Genomic DNA, 17,601 nt, shown 5'->3' on the forward strand with positions numbered 1-17,601 from the left:
GCGTGACCCATGCTGATCATGACCGACATCGTCAAGGAGCTGCGCGCCGGAGCGACCATCAGCGACGTGCTGCGCACCCAGCAGAGCTACCACGAGCAGCGGCGCTGGTCGACGGACGCACTCTTCGACGGCCGCCGGCTCGCGCGCCCGGACCCGGGCGACAAGGCCGCCCTGTGGCACGCCGCCCGCGCCGAACTCACCACGCAGCCCGCCGGCATCCGGCTCGCCGTCGACGGCGTCAAGCTCGCGGGCGAGATCCGCGAGTCCAATCCGCTGGGCAGCGACGTCCTGCATGTCGCGGCGGCCTGGTCGGCCCGCTACTGGCTGGAGGAGGAGGCCCATCACGAGGTCGCCTTCGGCCGCCTCATGGAGATGGCGGACATCGACCCGATCGACGAGAGCGAGGTCGTCGAGCACCGCGGGGCGTTCCCGGCCGACAACTACGCCCGGGTATGCGTTCTGCAGGCCTGCGTCGAGATCGAGGCCTGTGTGTCGTACGGCTGGCGGGCCCGCACGACCGAGGACGAACTCGTGCACGACGTCTTCCACACGATCATGAAGGACGAGGTGCAGCACCGGCAGTACTTCGCCTCGTTCGCCAAGGCCCTGGTGGAGTCCGGCGTCTATCCCATCAAGGACGTCCTGTCGATGGCGTACACCTGGATCCGCCCGAACGGCGGCGAGACCTTCGGATCGACACGCGAGGCCCAGACCGAACGCCAGGGCTTCGTCAACTGGTGGGAGCGGACGCGCACCGGCGACGACGAGTTCGCCCTCGGGGGCGACGCGCTGCACGAAGGGTCGGTGCACACCCAGAAGCTCACCAGTGTGTTCGCGCTGGTGCGTGAGGTGACCGGTATCGAGACCCGATCCTACGAGGACCTCAAGCGTGCCTACTTCGCCAGCCTCCGTACGAACGATGTCGACCGGATTCGATCTGCAGTGCGTGGCGGAGCTGCGCGAGAAGGCGCACTTGCGCGATAGCGGGGTGCTGTTCACCGCCGGGGAGCGCGCGCACTGCGCTTCCCGGCCGGACCCGGACGCCTCCTTGGCGGGACTGTTCGCGGCCAAGGAGGCCTTCGTCAAGGCGCTCAGCTCCTCGGCCGCGACGGGGCCGACACCCGCGTACACGTTCCCCGAGATCGAGGTCGTCCACGGACCGGCGGGACAGCCCCGGCTGCGGTTGCACGGCGACCTCGCCCGGTGGTGCGGGGAGCGGGGCATCCTCGGCGAGCTGTCGATCAGTCACAGCGGCGGCATGGCCGGCGCGGTGGTCGTGCTGCTGGCCGAACCGACGACGAGCGGAGGGCACCTCTGATGAACACGGCCACGGCCGCACCCCCGGATCTCCCGCACACCTGCGAGGTCGCCCTGCGGCCCAACGACTTCGACTGGGCCGGGCACCTGAACAACAGCGTGTACGTCCAGCTCCTCGAAACCGGCCGCTGGGAGTGGGGGCTCGCCCACGGCGTCGACCTCCGCGACAGCTCCCTGGTCGCCGTGGTGCTCCAGCTCCGCCTGGACTACCTCCAGGCGGTCGACTGGAACCCGGTGGGCCGCCTCCTCGTCCGTACGTCGCTCGCGGAGCGGTCGGCCTACAGCTTCACGCTGGCCCAGGACATCGAACACCCCGACGGCACCGCGGCCGCCCGGGGCAAGGTCCGCCTCGCCCTCGTCGACCGCCACACCAAGCGGATCCACCGGGCGGACCTGGACGCGATGCTCGCGGTGCCGGGGAGGACGGCGTGAGCGGGAGCGGGCCGCGGGCGGGCGGCGGGCCGGCGGACACGCTGTCCCGGGCACTGTCGGCACAGGCACACCGGGCCGGCGCGACCGTCACCTTCGGCACCTCGTCGCGGCGGGAGGTCCTGCCGTATCCGGTCTTCTGCGAGCAGATCGCGGCGGCGGCCGGCGGGTTCGCGCGGCAGGGCGTACGTCCCGGAGACCGGGTGATGCTGCGGCTCGGCAGTTCGCGCGAGGGGGTGCTGGCCCTGCTGGGTCTGATGCACCTGGGCGCGGTCCCCGTCTCGGTCAAACCGCGTGTCCCCGGGGCCGTGGTGGAGCGGTACTACGACACGGTGAGGCGCCGGCAAGGAGTACGCCATGCCTTCCAGATCGCCGGCCAGGACCTGAACGCGCTCGATCTGGTCCTGCTCCCCCACGCGGACCCCGACCCGGCACCGGGTACCCCGGAGGACCTGGCGTTCGTCCAGTACACAAGCGGCTCCACCGGCGCGCCCCGCCCCATCCCGCTCAGCCACCGCGCGGTGCTGGGCAACATCGAGGCCATCCGCTCCGTCGCCGGCATGCGGCCGGGCCACACCGGGCTCATCGCCCTGCCGCTCCACCACGACATGGGCCTCGTCGGAGTGCTGGCCTCGCTCGTCGAGGGCATCGACCTGGTGATCGAGGATCCGGGCGCCTTCCTCCGCCGCCCCCTGCCGGCGCTGCGGCTCGTGCGGTCCGCCGACCGCGTCCACACCGCCTTCCCCGACTTCATGCTGCGCTACCTGGCGGCCCGTATCTCCGAGGCGGCGGCGAAGGAGGGACCGGATCCGCGTCTGCTCCTGCCCTGGGGCACCGTCTTCTGTGGTGCGGAACCGATCCGCCGGGAGTCGGTGCGCACCTTCCTCGACGCGGTCGCGCCCTGGGGCTTCGACCCGACGGCCCTGGTGTTCTGCTACGGCCTCGCCGAGGCCACCCTCATGGCCACCGCGCACCGTTTCGTGGACATCGCCACCAGCTTCCACACTCAGGGCCCCGCCTCGGCCGCCTGCCTCGGCACCGCCGTGCCCGGCCTCGGCCTGCGTGTCGTGGACGAGTCGGGGCGCGACTGCCCGGAGGCGGAGACCGGGTCCGTGCAGCTGCGCGGTGACACGCTCTTCGACGGGTACGACGGTGCCACCGACCACCGCACCACCTGGTTCGACACCGGCGACCTGGGCCATCTGCGATCCGGCCGCCTCTATCTGAGCGGCCGGCGCGGCGACCGCGTCTCGGTGGGCGGCATGAATCTGTTCGCCACGGATGTCGAGCAGGTGGCGGCGGCGGAGCCCGGAGTCGCGGAGTGCGTCGTCCTGCCGTACGGGGCGTCGTTCGCCGTCGTCGTCGTACCGCGCCGCGGCCAGCGCGTCGACGCCCGCAGGATCGCCGCCCGAGTCACCGCCGACTTCGCCACCGCGCCGGAGGCGGTAGTCGAGGTCCCCCACAGCGCGATCACCCGCACGGCCAGCGGCAAACCGGCGCGCACGTACATGGCGGCACAACTGGAGAAGGGTCTGCTGCGCCGAACCTGAGAAATTAGGGTGTCCAGGCCGTCCTCACGCTCGCGACGCAGCGGGTCGAAGGGACCGTCGGGGCCGAACGTACCGCGCGTGCTCTGGATCAGCACCTGGAAGCCGCGCTCGGCCAGCGGCCGGACCACCGGGCCGGCCGTCGTGCCGGCTCTGCCGTAGGGGATGCGGATGAGTGCGGTCGGCAGGCCGTCACCGCCGGACTTCGGGGCCCAGCGGTCGGCCGGCAGGACCGCCCCGTCGCGCATGGGGACGCGCAGGTCGCGTACGACGGTCAGGTCCCTGGTCAGGGGCGGGGGCGGGGGCAGGGGCAGGGGCAGGCGCAGCATGCGCTGGACGAGGTGGCTGCTCAGGTTCATCGGGGGTGGCCTTCGGGTGTGGGAGCGAGGGAGGGGTGGCTCCGGGCGAGCACCGTCGACACGCGCAGCAAGCGGTCCGCCAGGTCCTCGGGGTCGAGGGGGTCGTCCGCGTCGATCACCCATTCGTTGACGATCGCGCCGGTACCACCCGTGATCATCGCCGCCAGGTCCTCGGCCGTGGCCTCGTCGAGGTCGCCGAACAGCGCTCCCGCAGACCCGTCATGGCGAGCGAGCCGAACAGTCCGTTCAGGGCCCTGGTCATGGGGAAGGCGCAGGATCCGGTGAGCATCGCGCGGTAGAAGGGCCGGTGCCGGGCGAAGTGCCGGGCCATCGCCAGCACACGGGCGCGACGCGCGACGTTCGCGTCCCCGGCCTCGGCCCCGGCCTCGGCGATGAGCTGCCGTTCGACCAGATCGGCCGCGGCCGCCACGAAGAGCGCTCCCGGTCCCCGAACTGCAGGTACACCAGCTGCCGGCTGACGTCCGCGGCGTCGGAGATGTGGGCGGCCGCCGCATGGAGTTCGCCCTGGACACGGGCGACGACTGGCTGACGGTCAACGTCTGGACGCCCGACCCGGACCCGGCCGCCCACCGCCCGGTAGAGGGTGTGGATCCACGGCGGCGTCTACAAGCTGGGCCTCTCCGGCAGCCCGGCTACGACGCCCGGCACATCGCCCGCGACGGCGACGTGGTGTTCGTGTCGCTGAACTACCGCCTCGGCATCGAGGGCTTCGCCCACATCGACGGCGCGCCCGCCAACCGTGACCTGCTCGACCAGGTCGCCGCCCTGGAGTGGGTGCGCGAGAACATCACGGCGTTCGGCGGCGACCCCGACCAGGTGACCGTCCTCGGTAATTCGGCCGGCGCCGGGTCCATCGCCGCGCTGCTGGCCATGCCGAGCGCGGCCGGACTGTTGCGGCGGGCCGTCGGCCATAGCGCTCCGGGCACGTTCTTCTCCGACGCCCTGGCCCGGGACGTCTCAGCCGCGATCGCCGCCGAGACGGGCCTGCGTCCGACGGTCAGGGAGCTCTCCGTCGTGGATCCGCGACAACTGGCGGTGACCGGGCAGGCGTTGGAGCCGAAGATGCGGCAACGTGAGGACCGCTGAGGCTCGTTGGCGCACACGCTGTCCCCGTTCTCCCCCGTCATCCGTCATCGACGGCGAGGTGCTGCCCAGATCGCCCTGGGAGGCGCTGGTCGGTGGTGCGGGGCGCGACGTGGAGCTGATAGCCGGTCACAGCCGCGACGAGGCACATGGTGTGGAGCCGGCGGGCCCGCAAGGGAACCGGCATCCGCCCAGCATCTGGATGCGTGAGGACGCGCTCCTCGATCACCTCTCAGCCTTTCTGTGCGTCCACGTCTTCGGTACGGCACGGCATCAACTGCTCAAAGCTCACACGGGAGTGGTCGATGCGGAGCAACGGGAGCGACACCAGCGGCTGTCGTCCGTGCGGGCGGCCGCCGCGGACTGCGCGGCCAGGAGCCGGCGTCTGCTGCAGAACATGGACATCCTGGACCGGCCTGACCTGCCCGTGCTCCCACGCGGTGTCACCTTCCAGCTCGACCAGCTCGACCAGCTCGACCAGCACGTCCGGAGCGACCGGAGTGTGCTCGAAGCCGAGGCACCCCGGCCAGAACTCGCCGCCACCAGAAGTAGCGAATAAGCGGTCCGGCGTTGCCTGGGAGGCGGGCTTCCCGTGCCCCGGTCAGATGACGTTGACGGCGTCGAGGAAGCGGGCGGCGAGCTCCGTGTCGCCGGTGACCGTCACGTCGCTGTCGCGCCAGGAAGAGCGCTGCGTGCCCCAGTCGGGGAAGGTCAGCGCGGGGGCGGTGATGTGCGCGGCGACCGCGCCGTCGGAGGGAGCCAGGCCGCCTGCCTCGTCGATCCACCAGGTCCCGCCGCCGGGGCCGGTGAGGGTCAGTGCGACGCGGGCGTCGAGCCCGGCGACCGGCGCCTGCGCGACCTGATTGCTCAGTACGGCGATCATCCACGTCAGGACCGCGCGCATCCTGTCCGCATCGGTGGGCGGCACGGGCCGGCCGAGCGCTGGTGCCATGTCGTGGCGCAGGTGGGTGTGGTGGTCGAAGACGAGTGCGCCGCTGATCATCAGGGCTAGAGGGTGGCGGCCGAGTTCGGCCAGCGGTACCCGCATTCGGGCGGCGGGCGTGCGTCTGACGACGTCGAGGAGCGTGGTGGCTCGCCGGCCGGCGCGCTGGTACTCGGTCATCACCTTGGCGCGGCTCCAGTTCCGCCGTCGGTCGACGGGGTTTTCGTTCGCCCGTTCGAGGCTGGTGGCGAAGATCGTGCGCAGCCCGGCGGGTGTGTAGAAGCTCCGCGCCGTCGCACCGATGTGGGCGACGACGTCGGCGATGCGCCATCCGGCCGCGGCGCTGGGCGCGGTCCATTCGTCGTCGGTGAGGCTGCTGGTGAAGTTCAGCATCTCGGCGCGTTCGGCGCGCAGGGCGGCGGCCATGTTCGGCAGGTCCGCCGCGGGCAGGCGATTACTCATGTCGTCTTCTTCTCTGGTGGTGAGGCGGGGCGGCGGATGGCCTGTACGGCCGTGTCGTACAGGTCGAACTGGTCGGCCTGTCCGTCCAGGCGCATCCACTCTTCTGTTGCTGCCTGGAGGCAGGTGATCGCCGCGGCCGCGATCGCGCGGGCCTGCAGGGTGCGGTGGTCGGACTCGGGTAGTCGCGGCTCGATCAGCGGTGTGAGCAGGTCCTGCCAGCGGGCCTGCTTCTCGGCGTGCCCGGCGCGCAAGGATTCGTTGCCGAACAGCAGCGTGATCATCTCGAGCCGACGCTCGGCGGTGAGGTCGATCTCCTCGAGCACCTGGAACGCCACGCGCAACGATGTCCACGGGTCCTCGTCGGCCGGGCGCTCGGCGAGCCGCGCGGCTATCAATTCCCCTTTCTCGGACAGGCCGTTGAGCGCGAGGTCCTCCTTGCTGCGGAAGTAGTTGAACAGGGTCCGTTTGGAGGCACCCGCCGCGGCGGCGATCTCCTCGAGTTTCGTGTCGTCATACCCCTTGGCGGCGAACAGTTCGAGGGCGGTTTTGGCGAGGAGCGCGCGAACCACCGAGCGGGTCTGTTCCCGAAGAGATGCCGGTTTCTGTGCCATGCACCGATGGTACATCTCTTCGCGCAAGGCAATAATTTGCACTCAGTGCAAGAGTGCGTAAAGTGAATGCATGAGCAAAATTGACTATCGCCGCCAGACCGTCATCGTCACCGGAGCAAGCTCCGGCCTCGGCGCGGAATTCGCGCGCCAGCTGGCCCGTCGCGGCGCGGATCTCGTACTCGTCGCCCGCCGGGCGGACCGGCTCAAGGACCTGGCCGACGAACTCACCCGCGCCCACGGCGCCACGGTGACCGTCGTCGCCCGCGACCTCGGCCGGCCCGACGCCGGCCGCACACTGCGCGCCGAACTCGAATCCCGCGGCATCTACGCCACCGGACTCGTCAACAACGCCGGCTTCGCCACCCACAACGCCCTCACCGACGAGGATCCGGACCGCCTGCAGAGCATGATCGCGCTGAACGTCAGCGCGCTGGTCGACCTCAGCCGCGCCTACATCGGCCCGCTGGCCTCCGCCGACACCGGCGTCCTGATCAACGTCGCGAGCCTGCTGGGCTTCCAGCCGACCCCGTACCTGAGCGTCTACGGCGCCACCAAGGCCTTCGTCCTCAGCTTCACCGAATCGCTGTGGGAGGAGACCCACGACACCGGCCTACGCGTCCTCGCCGTGTGCCCCGGCGCCACGAAGACCGAGTTCTACGACGTCGCCGGCAGCCAGTCGGCCGACTACGGCACGAAGCGAGCCACCCCTGCCGACGTCGTCAGGATCGCCCTCGACACGCTCGACCGCCGCTCCGCGCCCCCGTCGGTGATCACCAACGGGCGCCGGCTCGCCCTCGCCAGCAAGATCCTGCCGCGCCGCCTGATGGTCCGGTTCATGGGCCGGATGGCCCGCCGTTAGCCGGCACTGCTCCTCCGCCACCACCAGCAGCAGCCCTCACCAGCAGCAAAGGAACAACAACATGACCATCACAGATGTCACCCCACAGCCCACGGACGCCGAGCGCTTCAGTCACATACTCGCTGTCCAGCGCGCTGCCTACGTCCGCGACGGAGCGCCCTCACTGGCGGCGCGGCGCAGCGATCTGAACAGGCTCAAGGCGGCACTGATCGCCCGGCGGAGCGCCATCGAGGAGGCGATCAACACCGACTTCGGAAATCGCTCGCGACACGAGACCGCGATGATGGAGCTCGGGGGCGTCGTCCAGGGCATCGACTACCTGGAGCGCAATCTCCGGCGGTTCATGCGCCCGACCGGCCGCCACACCGCCTGGCCCATGCGGTTCGGCACCAACCGCATCGAATACCAGCCGCTCGGAGTGGTCGGGGTCATCTCACCGTGGAACTATCCCGTCAACCTCTCCCTGATGCCGGTCGTCACCGCGATCGCCGCCGGCAACCGCGTCATGCTCAAACCGTCGAAGTTCACCCCGGCGACCAACACCGTGCTCGCGTCGGTGCTGAGCGAGGTCTTCCCGCAAGAGCAGGTCACGATCGTCAGCGGCGACGGTACCGCGTTCTCCTCCCTGCCCTTCGATCATCTCGTCTTACCGGAAGCACAGAAGTCGGACGAGCCGCGATGAAGGCGGCGAGCGAGAATCTCGTCCCCGTCACGCTGGAACTGGGCGGCAAGTCTCCGACCATCGTCGCCAAGGGACACGTAACCGACCGGACCGTGTCCGACATCGTCTTCGGCAAACTCCTCAGCGGCGGGCAGACCTGCATAGCCCCCGACTACGCCCTGGTGCACGAATCCGAGATCGACACCTTCGTCGACAGCTACGACCACCTGGTGAAGGCCACCTACCCCGACGGTCCGAACAGCAAGGACTACACCTCGATCGTCAACGACAAGCAGTACGCGATCCTCACCGACCTGATCGAAGACGCCCGTAGCCGCGGGGCACGGATCATCGAGGTCGGTCACCGGCCGGGCGAGGCCGCCCACCGCCCGCACACCCTCGCACCGACCGTCGTGCTCGGCGTCACCGACGAGATGCGCATCGCCCACGAGGAGATCTTCGGCCCCATCCTCCCGATCTTCCCCTACCGCGACATCGACGATGCCATCGACTACGTCAACGCACGCCCACGACCGCTCGCGCTCTACTACTTCGGCAAAAACGACACCGACCGGCGCAAGGTACTCGACCGCACGACCTCCGGCAACGTCACCATCAACGGCACGATCATGCACGTCGGGCAGGACGACCTTCCCTTCGGCGGCGTCGGCGCGAGCGGGATGGGCCAGTACCACGGGATCGAAGGCTTCCGGACGCTCAGCCACCCCAAGGGCGTCTATGTGCAAGGTCGCTGGAACGCCGCCCGCCTCCTGTATGCCCCCTTCGACAGGCGTACCGACGCTCTTCTCAACTTCTTCCTTCGATGACCGGCGCCTTCCGCCGCCAAGGCCCGACCCGCGTCGAAGCACGGGTCCGCGCGTAATCCGCAGGAGCGGCTGGGGTGTGACCCAACTTCACCGGTCTCATCACACCCGCTGTCGCCACCCTGCTCGACAGCGCAGGTCTGCGCTGACGAGCTCGCAAGAACTCGGGCCAGAAGTCGGGCGAGGAACGGCCGGTCGCCGACAAGCGGCCCTGCCGTCCGCCGTACACGAGGCGCGTGCTGAGCCGCATTGCGTGGTGCGGCTCAGGACGGCGGCTTCAACCGTTCGCCACTCCGAGTCGGCATGTGCCGGTCGGGCAGGTGAACAAGCAGGGACGGGCCTTATGGAGCAGCTCCATGAGGCGCGTCACCACGTCGCATCCTGGCTGTCAGTCGAGCGAGGTTGTGGAGCCGGACGGTGACCAGGCCGGCGTGTCGATCGGCGAGTAGTACGTGTCTTTGCGGTCCAAGCGCTCCATCCGGCGACCTGAGTGCTCTTGGAGCACTTCGGCGTGGAGCGGTGCCGCGAACGCGTTGTTCACGACGGTGTATTCGGCGGCGAGTCGTCCCACCGGAGCGATGGCTCCGAAGTCGATCCGGCCGCCCGGGACGTAGAGGTCGTCCCTGATGTAGAAGCGCACCACATTGCCCCAGACGATGTTGCCGAGGCCGTCGGGCGAGGAGAAGATGTGCTCGACGGTGCACTCGAACGCGATGGGCGCCCCCTTGCCAGGCCCACCCGCCGCTGAGCGACACCGAGACCTTCGAGCACGCCCAGGATCTGCTGGCAGGCAAGGGCGCCGGTCGCACGACCCGCGAGCGGCAACGCACCAGCCACCCGTACGTCGTGCGCGGGCTGCTGCACTGCGGGATCTGCGGGCGGCGCATGCAGGGCCAGCGCAGCCGCGACGTCCTGTACTACCGCTGCCGCTTCCCCAACGAATACGCCCTCGCCAACAAGATCACCCATCCCCGCAACGTCTACCTCGCCGAACAAGACCTGATCACCCCACTGGACACCTGGCTCGCGCGAGCCTTCGCCCCGCACCGGCTGCACGACACCATCACCCGTATGCACGCGGCCCAGCCAGATTCCATCCCGGCGCCGGAGGCCGAGGACGCCCTGCGTGTGGTCGCCGAATGCGACGCGAAGATCGCCCAGTGGACCGCCGAGACCCAAGCCCGCCGCACCCAAGCCCTCGCCCAGACGCGCACGCCCACCAGCGAGCACCGACTCAGCAAGGAGGACATCCACGCGATGATTCAGATCACTCGGCAACATCCGCGACGTGCTCGCCGACGCCGAACCACAGGACAAGGCAGACGTCTACCAGAACCTCGGTCTCCGGCTCACCTACGACCCCGCAAAACAGCTCGTGCGGGCCGAGGCTCAGCTCGACCCGCACAAGTTGGGAATACGGTCTGTGTCCGAGGGGGGACTTGAACCCCCACGCCCGATAAAGGGCACTAGCACCTCAAGCTAGCGCGTCTGCCATTCCGCCACCCGGACCAGGTGTCTGCCGCCTTGCCAGGGGTGTACCCGGCGGCGACAGGGACAACAATACCAAGGTTTCGGGGTGGCTTTCACCTGCGTATCCGTCGCGCGAACGCCGACTCCGCAGTCACTGATGACCATGACGACTGTGCTGGTCTCGGCGTCGCCGGTACGCGCCACCCGCCTCCCGGCTGGGTCGGCATCGCCGGCGACGCCGAACCGTCACGGCATGAGATGGTAATCTGGGAAGTTCCCTGGCAGCCTCTCCCCCGCCGGGCCCTGTGTCACGGCGCGCACCAGCAGCTGTCCGCCCACGAACGCCCCGCGCCAGGACGCGCCGAATCCACCGAACAGCTCGTCGCGGTCGCCCCGGGAGCGCGGCTTTCCGTGCCCGACCTTGAACGCCCGGATCTGCGGGGCGAGCCGGTCGAAGGTCGCCCGGTCGTCCGTCGACAGCGCGGCCACCAGCGCACCGTTGGACGCGTTCATCGCGGCCAGCAGCTCCGCCTCCGTGTCGACCAGGACAATGGTGTCGACCGGACCGAACGGTTCCGCATGGTGCAGGGGTGAGGACGGGGGCGGGTTGAGAAGCGTGACCGGTTGGACGTACGCCGAGGTGTCCTGCCCCGGCAGGAACCGCGCGTCGGCCGGCTTGCCGCGGTGCAGCGGTACGGCGCCGCGGTCGACGGCCTCGGCGACCTGGTCGCGCAGTTCCTTGGCCTTGGCCGCGTTGATCACCGGCCCGAAGTCCAGCTCCGGGTAGGGGGCGTCGGGCTGCTCGACGGCGAGCGGGTGGCCGACCCTGAGCGTGCGGACCGCCGGGAGGTACGCCGCCAGGAACTCGTCGAACAGCTGCCGCTGGACGACGAAGCGCGGGTACGCCGTGCAGCGCTGCTTGCCGTAGTCGAACAGCTTGGGGACGACCGCCGTGAGCGCGTCCCAGTCCGTGTAGTTCCAGATGCCCCAGGTGTTGAGTCCTTCCTGTTCGAGTACATGGCGCTTGCCGAGGTCGGCGACGGCCGTGGCCACCGCGGCGCCGGTGTCGCGGCCGCCGACGAAGGAGACGCAGCCGATCTCGGGCGCCCGCACCAGCGCCTGGGACAGCTCGCCTCCGCTGCCGCTGACGAGGGTGACGGGAACCCCCTCGCGGGCGGCGAGCGCCGAGGCCAGCGTCAGACAGGCGACACCGCCGTCGGTCGGGGTCTTGGCGATGACCGCGTTGCCTGCCAATGCCTGTACCAGCAATGCGTGAACGAGCACGCTCATCGGGTAGTTCCAGCTCGCGATGTTGGACACCGGGCCGTCCAGCGGGGCCCGGCCGTCGACCATGGGCTCGATGCCGTCGACGTACCAGCGCACGCCGTCGATGGCCCGGTCGACGTCCGCCTGCGCGAGCCGCCAGGGCTTGCCGATCTCCCAGACGAGGAGGAGCGCGAGCAGTTCGCGGTGCGCGGTGAGGGCGTCGAGGGTGGCGGCGACGCGGGCGCGGCGCTCGTCGAGGGGGATGTGCCGCCAGGCGCGGTGCTGGTCGAGCGAGGCGCGTACGGCCTGGTGGGCGGTGGCCCGGTCCAGGCGCGGCGGCCCCGCGATCGGGCTGCCGTCCACGGGGCTGGTGGCGGGCAGTGCCCGGCCGTCGGCCCGCCAGGCGGAGTCCCAGAGGTTGAGGACGCGGTCGTCCTGGAAGGCCTCGGGGGCGACGGCGAGGCAGCGTTGCCAGGCGTCGGTCCAGGAGGTGCCTGATTTGAGGGTGAGGGTGGTTGCCATCGGGGGTACTCCGCTCTCGGTGCACAGTCGGGGGCGGGTCGTGCGCCGCTATGAGAGACATCAGCGAGGCGCCGGGGCTCCTGACGGTAATCGCGCATTAACTATGAGTGATATCACGCGATGCCCCCAGCTTCGTCAGAACCAGCTGCGCGGTCTCTGTCGGCGTGCTCCCCACATCCACCCCGACCGCCTCCAGCGCCGCCTTCTTCGCCTGTGCCGTGCCGGACGAGCCGGAGACGATCGCGCCCGCGTGCCCCATGGTCTTGCCCTCGGGCGCGGTGAACCCGGCGATGTAGCCGACGACGGGCTTGGTGACGTGCTCGCGGATGTACGCGGCCGCGCGCTCCTCCGCGTCGCCGCCGATCTCCCCGATGAGGACGACGAGTTCGGTTTCGGGGTCGTCCTGGAAGGCGGCGAGGCAGTCGATGTGGGTGGTGCCGACGACCGGGTCGCCGCCGATGCCGACACAGGTCGAGAAGCCGATGTCGCGGAGTTCGTACATGAGTTGGTAGGTCAGCGTGCCGGACTTGGACACCAGGCCGATGCGGCCCGGTTTGGTGATGTCGGCCGGGATGATGCCCGCGTTGGACTGGCCGGGGGTGATCAGGCCTGGGCAGTTGGGACCGATGATCCGGGTGCCCTTCTCCTTCGCGTAGGCGGTGAAGGCGACGGAGTCGTGGACCGGGATGCCCTCCGTGATGACGACCGCGAGAGCGATGCCGGCGTCGGCGGCCTCGATGACGGCCGCCTTGGCAAAGGCGGGTGGTACGAAGACGACGGTGACATCGGCGCCGGTCGACCGTATACCGTCGGCGACCGACCCGAAGACGGGTACGGCCCGGTCGTCGAAGTCGACGGTGCGGCCGGCCTTGCGCGGGTTGACGCCGCCGACGACGTTCGTGCCGGCCGCGAGCATGCGCCGGGTGTGCTTCATGCCCTCGCCGCCGGTCATGCCCTGGACGAGGACCTTGCTTTCCTTGGTGAGGTAGATCGCCATGTCCCGTCTCCTCAGGCTGCGGTGGCGAGTTGGGCGGCACGGCGGGCGGCGCCGTCCATGGTGGTGACCTGCTGGACCAGCGGGTGGGCGCGCTCGTCGAGGATGGCGCGACCTCGGGCGGCGTTGTTGCCGTCGAGGCGCACGACGAGTGGCCGGGTCAACTGGATCGCGTCCAGGGCCTGCACGATGCCGTCGGCCACCGCGTCACAGGCGGTGATCCCGCCGAAGACGTTGACGAAGACGGACTTCACGGCCGGGTCGGAGAGGATGACCGACAGCCCGTCGGCCATGATGCGGGCCGACGCCCCGCCGCCGATGTCGAGGAAGTTGGCGGGTCGGGCCCCGCAGCCGGCGACCACGTCGAGGGTCGACATGACGAGGCCGGCGCCGTTGCCGATGATGCCGACCTCGCCGTCCAGCTTGACGTAGTTGAGGCCCTTGGAGGCGGCCGCCGCCTCCAGCGGGTCGTCGTGCGCGGCGCCCTCGGCTCCCCAACGGGCCTGCCGGAAACGGGCGTTGTCGTCGAGGGTGACCTTGCCGTCGAGGGCGAGGATCTGCCCCTGCCTGGTGCGGACGAGCGGGTTCACCTCGACGAGGACGGCGTCCTCGCGCACCAGCACCTCCCAGAGCCGTATGAGGACGTCCACCGTCTGCGGCGGGAGTCCGGCGGCCTCGGCGATCTGCGTGGCCTTCGCCGAGGTGACGCCCTCGGCCGGGTCGATGTGTATGCGGGCGACGGAATCCGGTCGACTGTCGGCGACCTCCTCGATGTCCATGCCACCCTCCGCCGAGGCGATGGCGAGGAAGCGGCCCGCCGCGCGGTCGAGGACGTAGGAGACGTAGAACTCCGTCTCGATGTCCACGGGTTGGGCGAGCATCACCGTGCCGACCGTATGGCCCTTGATGTCCATGCCGATGATCTGGCGTGCAGTCAGTTCGGCGGCGGCCGGATCGGCAGCGAGCTTCACGCCGCCCGCCTTCCCTCGCCCGCCGGTCTTCACCTGGGCTTTCACGACCACCCGCCCACCCAGGGCGCGTGCGATCTCCCGCGCCGCCTTGGGTGAGTCCGTCACCTCGGCCTTCGGCACCAAGATGCCGTGTTCTTTGAAGAGTTCCCTTGCCTGGTGTTCGTACAGGTCCATTCCGGCTCCTGACTCAAAGTGCCGCACGCCCCCTGGACACCACCCACCGGATGCGGGATAACAAGGTTCATACAGTATCCGTCGACTGTATGCAATGTACCGAGAGAGCGTTCCCACCCCCTACGAAGGGACAGAACTTCGCCATGCCCGACGACACCCAGGACGTCATTTCGGGTGGTCATCTCGTTGCCAAAGCGCTGAAGGCCGAGGGGGTCGACCGCATCTACACGCTGTGCGGCGGCCACATCATCGACATCTACGACGGCTGCGTCGACGAGGGCATAGACGTCGTCGACGTCCGGCACGAGCAGGTCGCCGCCCACGCCGCCGACGGCTACGCGCGCATCACCGGCAAGCCCGGCTGCGCGGTCGTCACCGCCGGTCCCGGTACGACCGACGCCGTCACCGGTGTCGCCAACGCCTTCCGCGCGGAGTCCCCGATGCTGCTGATCGGCGGCCAGGGGGCCCTCACCCAGCACAAGATGGGGTCACTCCAGGACCTGCCGCACGTCGACATGATGACTCCGATCACCAAGTTCGCGGCGGCCGTGCCGGACACGGCCCGGGCCGCGGACATGGTGTCGATGGCGTTCCGCGAGTGCTACCACGAAGCGCCCGGCCCCTCCTTCCTGGAGATCCCGCGCGACGTCCTCGACGCCAAGGTGCCGGTGGAGAAGGCGCGCGTACCGAAGCCCGGCGCCTACCGCGCCTCCACCCGCACCGCCGGCGACCCCGAGGCGATCGAGAGACTCGCCGACCTGCTCGTGCACGCCGAGAAACCGGCCATTCTGCTGGGCAGTCAGGTGTGGACCACACGCGGCACCGAGGCGGCCATCGAGCTCGTACGGACCCTCAACATCCCCGCGTACATGAATGGCGCGGGACGCGGCACGCTGCCGCCCGGCGACCCGCACCACTTCCAGCTGTCGCGCCGGTACGCCTTCTCGAACGCCGACGTCATCGTGATCGTCGGGACGCCCTTCGACTTCCGCATGGGCTACGGCAAGCGGCTGTCGCCGGACGCTACCGTCGTGCAGATCGACCTCGACTACCGGACCGTCGGCAAGAACCGCGACATCGACCTCGGGATCGTGGGCGACGCCGGGCTGGTGCTGAAGTCGGTGACCGAGGCGGCCTCCGGTCACGCTTTTAATGGATACAGCAACGGGGGCGCGTCGAAGCGCAAGGAATGGCTCGACGAGCTGCGCGCCGCCGAGCAGACGGCGATCGAGAAGCGGCTGCCGAGCCTGAAGTCGGACGCCTCGCCGATCCACCCGTACCGGCTGGTCAGCGAGATCAACGACTTCCTCACCGAGGACTCGATCTACATAGGAGACGGCGGCGACATCGTCACCTTCTCCGGGCAGGTCGTACGGCCCAAGTCACCCGGGCACTGGATGGACCCGGGCCCACTGGGCACGCTCGGCGTCGGCGTCCCCTTCGTACTCGCGGCCAAGCAGGCGCGGCCCGACAAGGAAGTGGTGGCCCTCTTCGGCGACGGCGCCTTCTCCCTCACCGGCTGGGACTTCGAGACCCTCGTCCGCTACGACCTCCCCTTCGTCGGCATCGTCGGCAACAACTCCTCCATGAACCAGATCCGTTACGGCCAGAAGGCCAAGTACGGCGAGGAACGCGAGCGCGTCGGCAACACCCTCGGCGACGTCCACTACGACAAGTTCGCCCAGATGCTCGGCGGTTACGGCGAGGAGGTCCGCGACCCCGCCGACATCGGTCCCGCGCTCCGGCGCGCCCGTGAGTCGGGCAAGCCGTCGCTGATCAACGTCTGGGTCGACCCGGACGCGTACGCCCCCGGAACCATGAACCAGACCATGTACAAGTGAGGTGAGCCCGGTGACCACCAAGGCACTCGAAGGCATCCGTGTCCTGGACATGACCCACGTCCAGTCCGGGCCCTCCGCGACCCAGCTCCTCGCCTGGCTCGGCGCGGACGTGGTCAAGCTGGAGGCGCCGACCGGTGACATCACGCGCAAGCAGTTGCGCGACCTCCCGGACGTCGACTCCCTCTACTTCACGATGCTCAACTGCAACAAGCGGAGCATCACCCTCAACACCAAGACCGAGCGCGGCAAGGAGATCCTCACCGAGCTGATCCGGCGCTCGGACGTCATGGTCGAGAACTTCGGACCGGGCGCGGTCGACCGTATGGGCTTCACCTGGGACCGCATCCAGGAGATCAATCCGCGGATCGTGTATGCCTCCATCAAGGGGTTCGGCGACGGCCCGTACACCAACTTCAAGGCGTACGAGGTCGTCGCACAGGCCATGGGCGGGTCGATGTCGACCACCGGTTTCGAGGACGGGCCGCCGCTGGCGACGGGGGCCCAGATCGGGGACTCGGGCACGGGTGTCCACGCCGTGGCGGGGATTCTCGCGGCGCTGTACCAGCGGGAGAACACCGGGCGCGGTCAGCGGGTCAATGTGGCCATGCAGCACGCTGTGCTCAACCTCTGCCGGGTGAAGCTGCGCGACCAGCAGCGCCTGGCACACGGCCCGCTCGCTGAATATCCCAACGACGACTTCGGCGACGAGGTTCCCAGGTCCGGAAACGCCTCCGGCGGCGGACAGCCCGGCTGGGCGGTCAAGTGCGCGCCGGGCGGACCGAACGACTACGTGTACGTCATCGTGCAGCCCGTCGGCTGGCAGCCGCTCAGCGAACTCATCGGCCGGCCCGAGTTGGCCGACGACGTCGAGTGGGCGACGCCGGAGGCCCGGCTGCCAAAGCTCAACAAGATGTTCCAGCTGATCGAGGAGTGGTCCTCGACGCTCCCGAAATGGGACGTGCTGGAGAAACTCAACGCCCACAACATCCCCTGCGGGCCGATCCTGTCCACCAAGGAGATCATCGAGGACTCCTCGCTGGTCGCCAACGAGATGGTGGTCACCGTGCCGCACTCCGAGCGGGGCGAGTTCGTGACCGTGGGCAGCCCGCTGAAACTCTCCGACTCCCCCGTCGAGGTGAGCAGTTCACCGCTGCTCGGCGAGCACAACGAAGAGGTCTACATCGGCGAGCTGGGCCTCGGCGACGAGGAACTGCGCCTGCTCAAGTCGAACGGAGTGATCTGACGTG

Annotated in this window: 20 protein-coding genes, 1 tRNA gene and 1 pseudogene; 12 read left to right on the forward strand and 10 right to left on the reverse strand. The window is 69.5% G+C overall.

Features of this window, described 5'->3' with window-relative positions; all coding sequences use genetic code 11:
• Nucleotides 1-9 precede the first annotated feature (9 nt).
• From CLM62_RS02455 to CLM62_RS02470, 4 genes are read left to right on the forward strand one after another with little or no spacing between them, the layout of a single operon-like run.
• Nucleotides 10-984 (forward strand): hypothetical protein, encoded by a 975-nt coding sequence (locus CLM62_RS02455; RefSeq protein ID WP_095748217.1) that lies wholly within the window; start codon nt 10-12, stop codon nt 982-984.
• The gene (locus tag CLM62_RS02460) at nt 974-1,318 is read left to right on the forward strand and encodes a holo-ACP synthase (protein WP_257003626.1); all 345 of its coding nucleotides are present in this window, start codon (nt 974-976) and stop codon (nt 1,316-1,318) included. Before CLM62_RS02455 ends, CLM62_RS02460 begins: the two co-directional genes overlap by 11 nt.
• Nucleotides 1,318-1,749, forward strand: a complete 432-nt coding sequence (locus tag CLM62_RS02465; RefSeq protein WP_095748219.1) for a thioesterase family protein — start codon at nt 1,318-1,320, stop codon at nt 1,747-1,749. The genes CLM62_RS02460 and CLM62_RS02465 overlap by 1 nt, the downstream gene beginning before the upstream one ends.
• Nucleotides 1,746-3,296 carry an AMP-binding protein gene (locus tag CLM62_RS02470; RefSeq protein WP_095748220.1) on the forward strand — a complete coding sequence of 517 codons (1,551 nt, stop codon included), beginning with the start codon at nt 1,746-1,748 and terminating at the stop codon, nt 3,294-3,296. Before CLM62_RS02465 ends, CLM62_RS02470 begins: the two co-directional genes overlap by 4 nt.
• A 17-nt stretch (nt 3,297-3,313) precedes the next feature.
• Here CLM62_RS02470 and CLM62_RS50920 read toward each other — a convergent pair.
• The 3 genes and pseudogenes from CLM62_RS50920 to CLM62_RS50625 form a co-directional block, all read right to left on the reverse strand.
• Nucleotides 3,314-3,652: pseudogene (locus CLM62_RS50920) on the reverse strand (CocE/NonD family hydrolase); the annotation flags it as partial.
• Complete coding sequence (locus CLM62_RS50620; RefSeq protein WP_218835538.1) at nt 3,649-3,810, reverse strand: hypothetical protein; 162 nt, start codon at nt 3,808-3,810, stop codon at nt 3,649-3,651. The pseudogene CLM62_RS50920 and the gene CLM62_RS50620, both read right to left, overlap by 4 nt.
• Entirely contained in the window at nt 3,807-4,082 is a 276-nt protein-coding gene (locus CLM62_RS50625; protein ID WP_218835539.1) for a hypothetical protein, read from the reverse strand. Before CLM62_RS50625 ends, CLM62_RS50620 begins: the two co-directional genes overlap by 4 nt.
• A gap of 83 nt (nt 4,083-4,165) precedes the next feature.
• On the opposite strand from CLM62_RS50625, the gene CLM62_RS50925 reads away from it, so the two are divergent.
• Entirely contained in the window at nt 4,166-4,759 is a 594-nt protein-coding gene (locus CLM62_RS50925; protein ID WP_257003627.1) for a carboxylesterase family protein, read from the forward strand.
• A gap of 58 nt (nt 4,760-4,817) precedes the next feature.
• Complete coding sequence (locus tag CLM62_RS50930; protein WP_257003628.1) at nt 4,818-5,315, forward strand: hypothetical protein; 498 nt, start codon at nt 4,818-4,820, stop codon at nt 5,313-5,315.
• 42 nt (nt 5,316-5,357) lie between these two features.
• Here CLM62_RS50930 and CLM62_RS02490 read toward each other — a convergent pair whose 3' ends face one another.
• The gene (locus CLM62_RS02490; protein WP_095748221.1) at nt 5,358-6,161 is read right to left on the reverse strand and encodes a maleylpyruvate isomerase family mycothiol-dependent enzyme; all 804 of its coding nucleotides are present in this window, start codon (nt 6,159-6,161) and stop codon (nt 5,358-5,360) included.
• The gene (locus tag CLM62_RS02495) at nt 6,158-6,772 is read right to left on the reverse strand and encodes a TetR/AcrR family transcriptional regulator (protein WP_179381900.1); all 615 of its coding nucleotides are present in this window, start codon (nt 6,770-6,772) and stop codon (nt 6,158-6,160) included. Before CLM62_RS02495 ends, CLM62_RS02490 begins: the two co-directional genes overlap by 4 nt.
• A 70-nt stretch (nt 6,773-6,842) precedes the next feature.
• Here CLM62_RS02495 and CLM62_RS02500 point away from each other — a divergent pair, with 70 nt between their 5' ends.
• The 3 genes from CLM62_RS02500 (at nt 6,843) to CLM62_RS50640 (ending at nt 9,119) form a co-directional block, all read left to right on the forward strand.
• Nucleotides 6,843-7,631, forward strand: coding sequence for an SDR family oxidoreductase (locus tag CLM62_RS02500; protein WP_095748223.1), 789 nt, complete (start codon nt 6,843-6,845; stop codon nt 7,629-7,631).
• A gap of 61 nt (nt 7,632-7,692) precedes the next feature.
• Nucleotides 7,693-8,313, forward strand: a complete 621-nt coding sequence (locus CLM62_RS50635; protein ID WP_218835540.1) for an aldehyde dehydrogenase family protein — start codon at nt 7,693-7,695, stop codon at nt 8,311-8,313.
• Entirely contained in the window at nt 8,310-9,119 is an 810-nt protein-coding gene (locus CLM62_RS50640; protein ID WP_218835541.1) for an aldehyde dehydrogenase family protein, read from the forward strand. The genes CLM62_RS50635 and CLM62_RS50640 overlap by 4 nt, the downstream gene beginning before the upstream one ends.
• A 385-nt stretch (nt 9,120-9,504) precedes the next feature.
• On the opposite strand, the gene CLM62_RS02510 is transcribed toward CLM62_RS50640, so the two are convergent.
• Entirely contained in the window at nt 9,505-9,756 is a 252-nt protein-coding gene (locus tag CLM62_RS02510) for a hypothetical protein (RefSeq protein WP_095748224.1), read from the reverse strand.
• A gap of 206 nt (nt 9,757-9,962) precedes the next feature.
• Here CLM62_RS02510 and CLM62_RS52875 point away from each other — a divergent pair, with 206 nt between their 5' ends.
• Entirely contained in the window at nt 9,963-10,559 is a 597-nt protein-coding gene (locus tag CLM62_RS52875; protein WP_373559098.1) for a zinc ribbon domain-containing protein, read from the forward strand.
• Here the strand turns inward: CLM62_RS52875 and CLM62_RS02515 are convergent.
• From CLM62_RS02515 to sucC, 4 genes are all read right to left on the reverse strand, one after another.
• Nucleotides 10,541-10,625 (reverse strand) — tRNA-Leu (locus CLM62_RS02515). The genes CLM62_RS52875 and CLM62_RS02515 overlap by 19 nt on opposite strands.
• Before the next feature lie 207 nt (nt 10,626-10,832).
• Entirely contained in the window at nt 10,833-12,374 is a 1,542-nt protein-coding gene (locus CLM62_RS02520) for an aldehyde dehydrogenase family protein (protein ID WP_095748225.1), read from the reverse strand.
• Nucleotides 12,375-12,471: 97 nt separating this feature from the next.
• On the reverse strand, nt 12,472-13,371 hold the full coding sequence (gene sucD, locus CLM62_RS02525) for a succinate--CoA ligase subunit alpha (RefSeq protein ID WP_095748226.1): 900 nt from the start codon (nt 13,369-13,371) through the stop codon (nt 12,472-12,474).
• An 11-nt stretch (nt 13,372-13,382) separates the two neighbouring features.
• Nucleotides 13,383-14,513, reverse strand: a complete 1,131-nt coding sequence (sucC, locus tag CLM62_RS02530; protein WP_095748227.1) for an ADP-forming succinate--CoA ligase subunit beta — start codon at nt 14,511-14,513, stop codon at nt 13,383-13,385.
• A 143-nt stretch (nt 14,514-14,656) separates the two neighbouring features.
• Here sucC and CLM62_RS02535 point away from each other — a divergent pair, with 143 nt between their 5' ends.
• Both CLM62_RS02535 and frc read left to right on the forward strand, forming a co-directional pair.
• A complete protein-coding gene (locus CLM62_RS02535; protein WP_095748228.1) occupies nt 14,657-16,354 on the forward strand; it encodes a thiamine pyrophosphate-binding protein in 1,698 nt (565 codons plus the stop codon).
• A 10-nt stretch (nt 16,355-16,364) separates the two neighbouring features.
• Nucleotides 16,365-17,597, forward strand: coding sequence for a formyl-CoA transferase (frc, locus tag CLM62_RS02540; RefSeq protein ID WP_095748261.1), 1,233 nt, complete (start codon nt 16,365-16,367; stop codon nt 17,595-17,597).
• Nucleotides 17,598-17,601 lie beyond the last annotated feature (4 nt).

The organism is Streptomyces sp. SA15 (genome assembly GCF_002291145.1).
Lineage (GTDB): Bacteria > Actinomycetota > Actinomycetes > Streptomycetales > Streptomycetaceae > Streptomyces.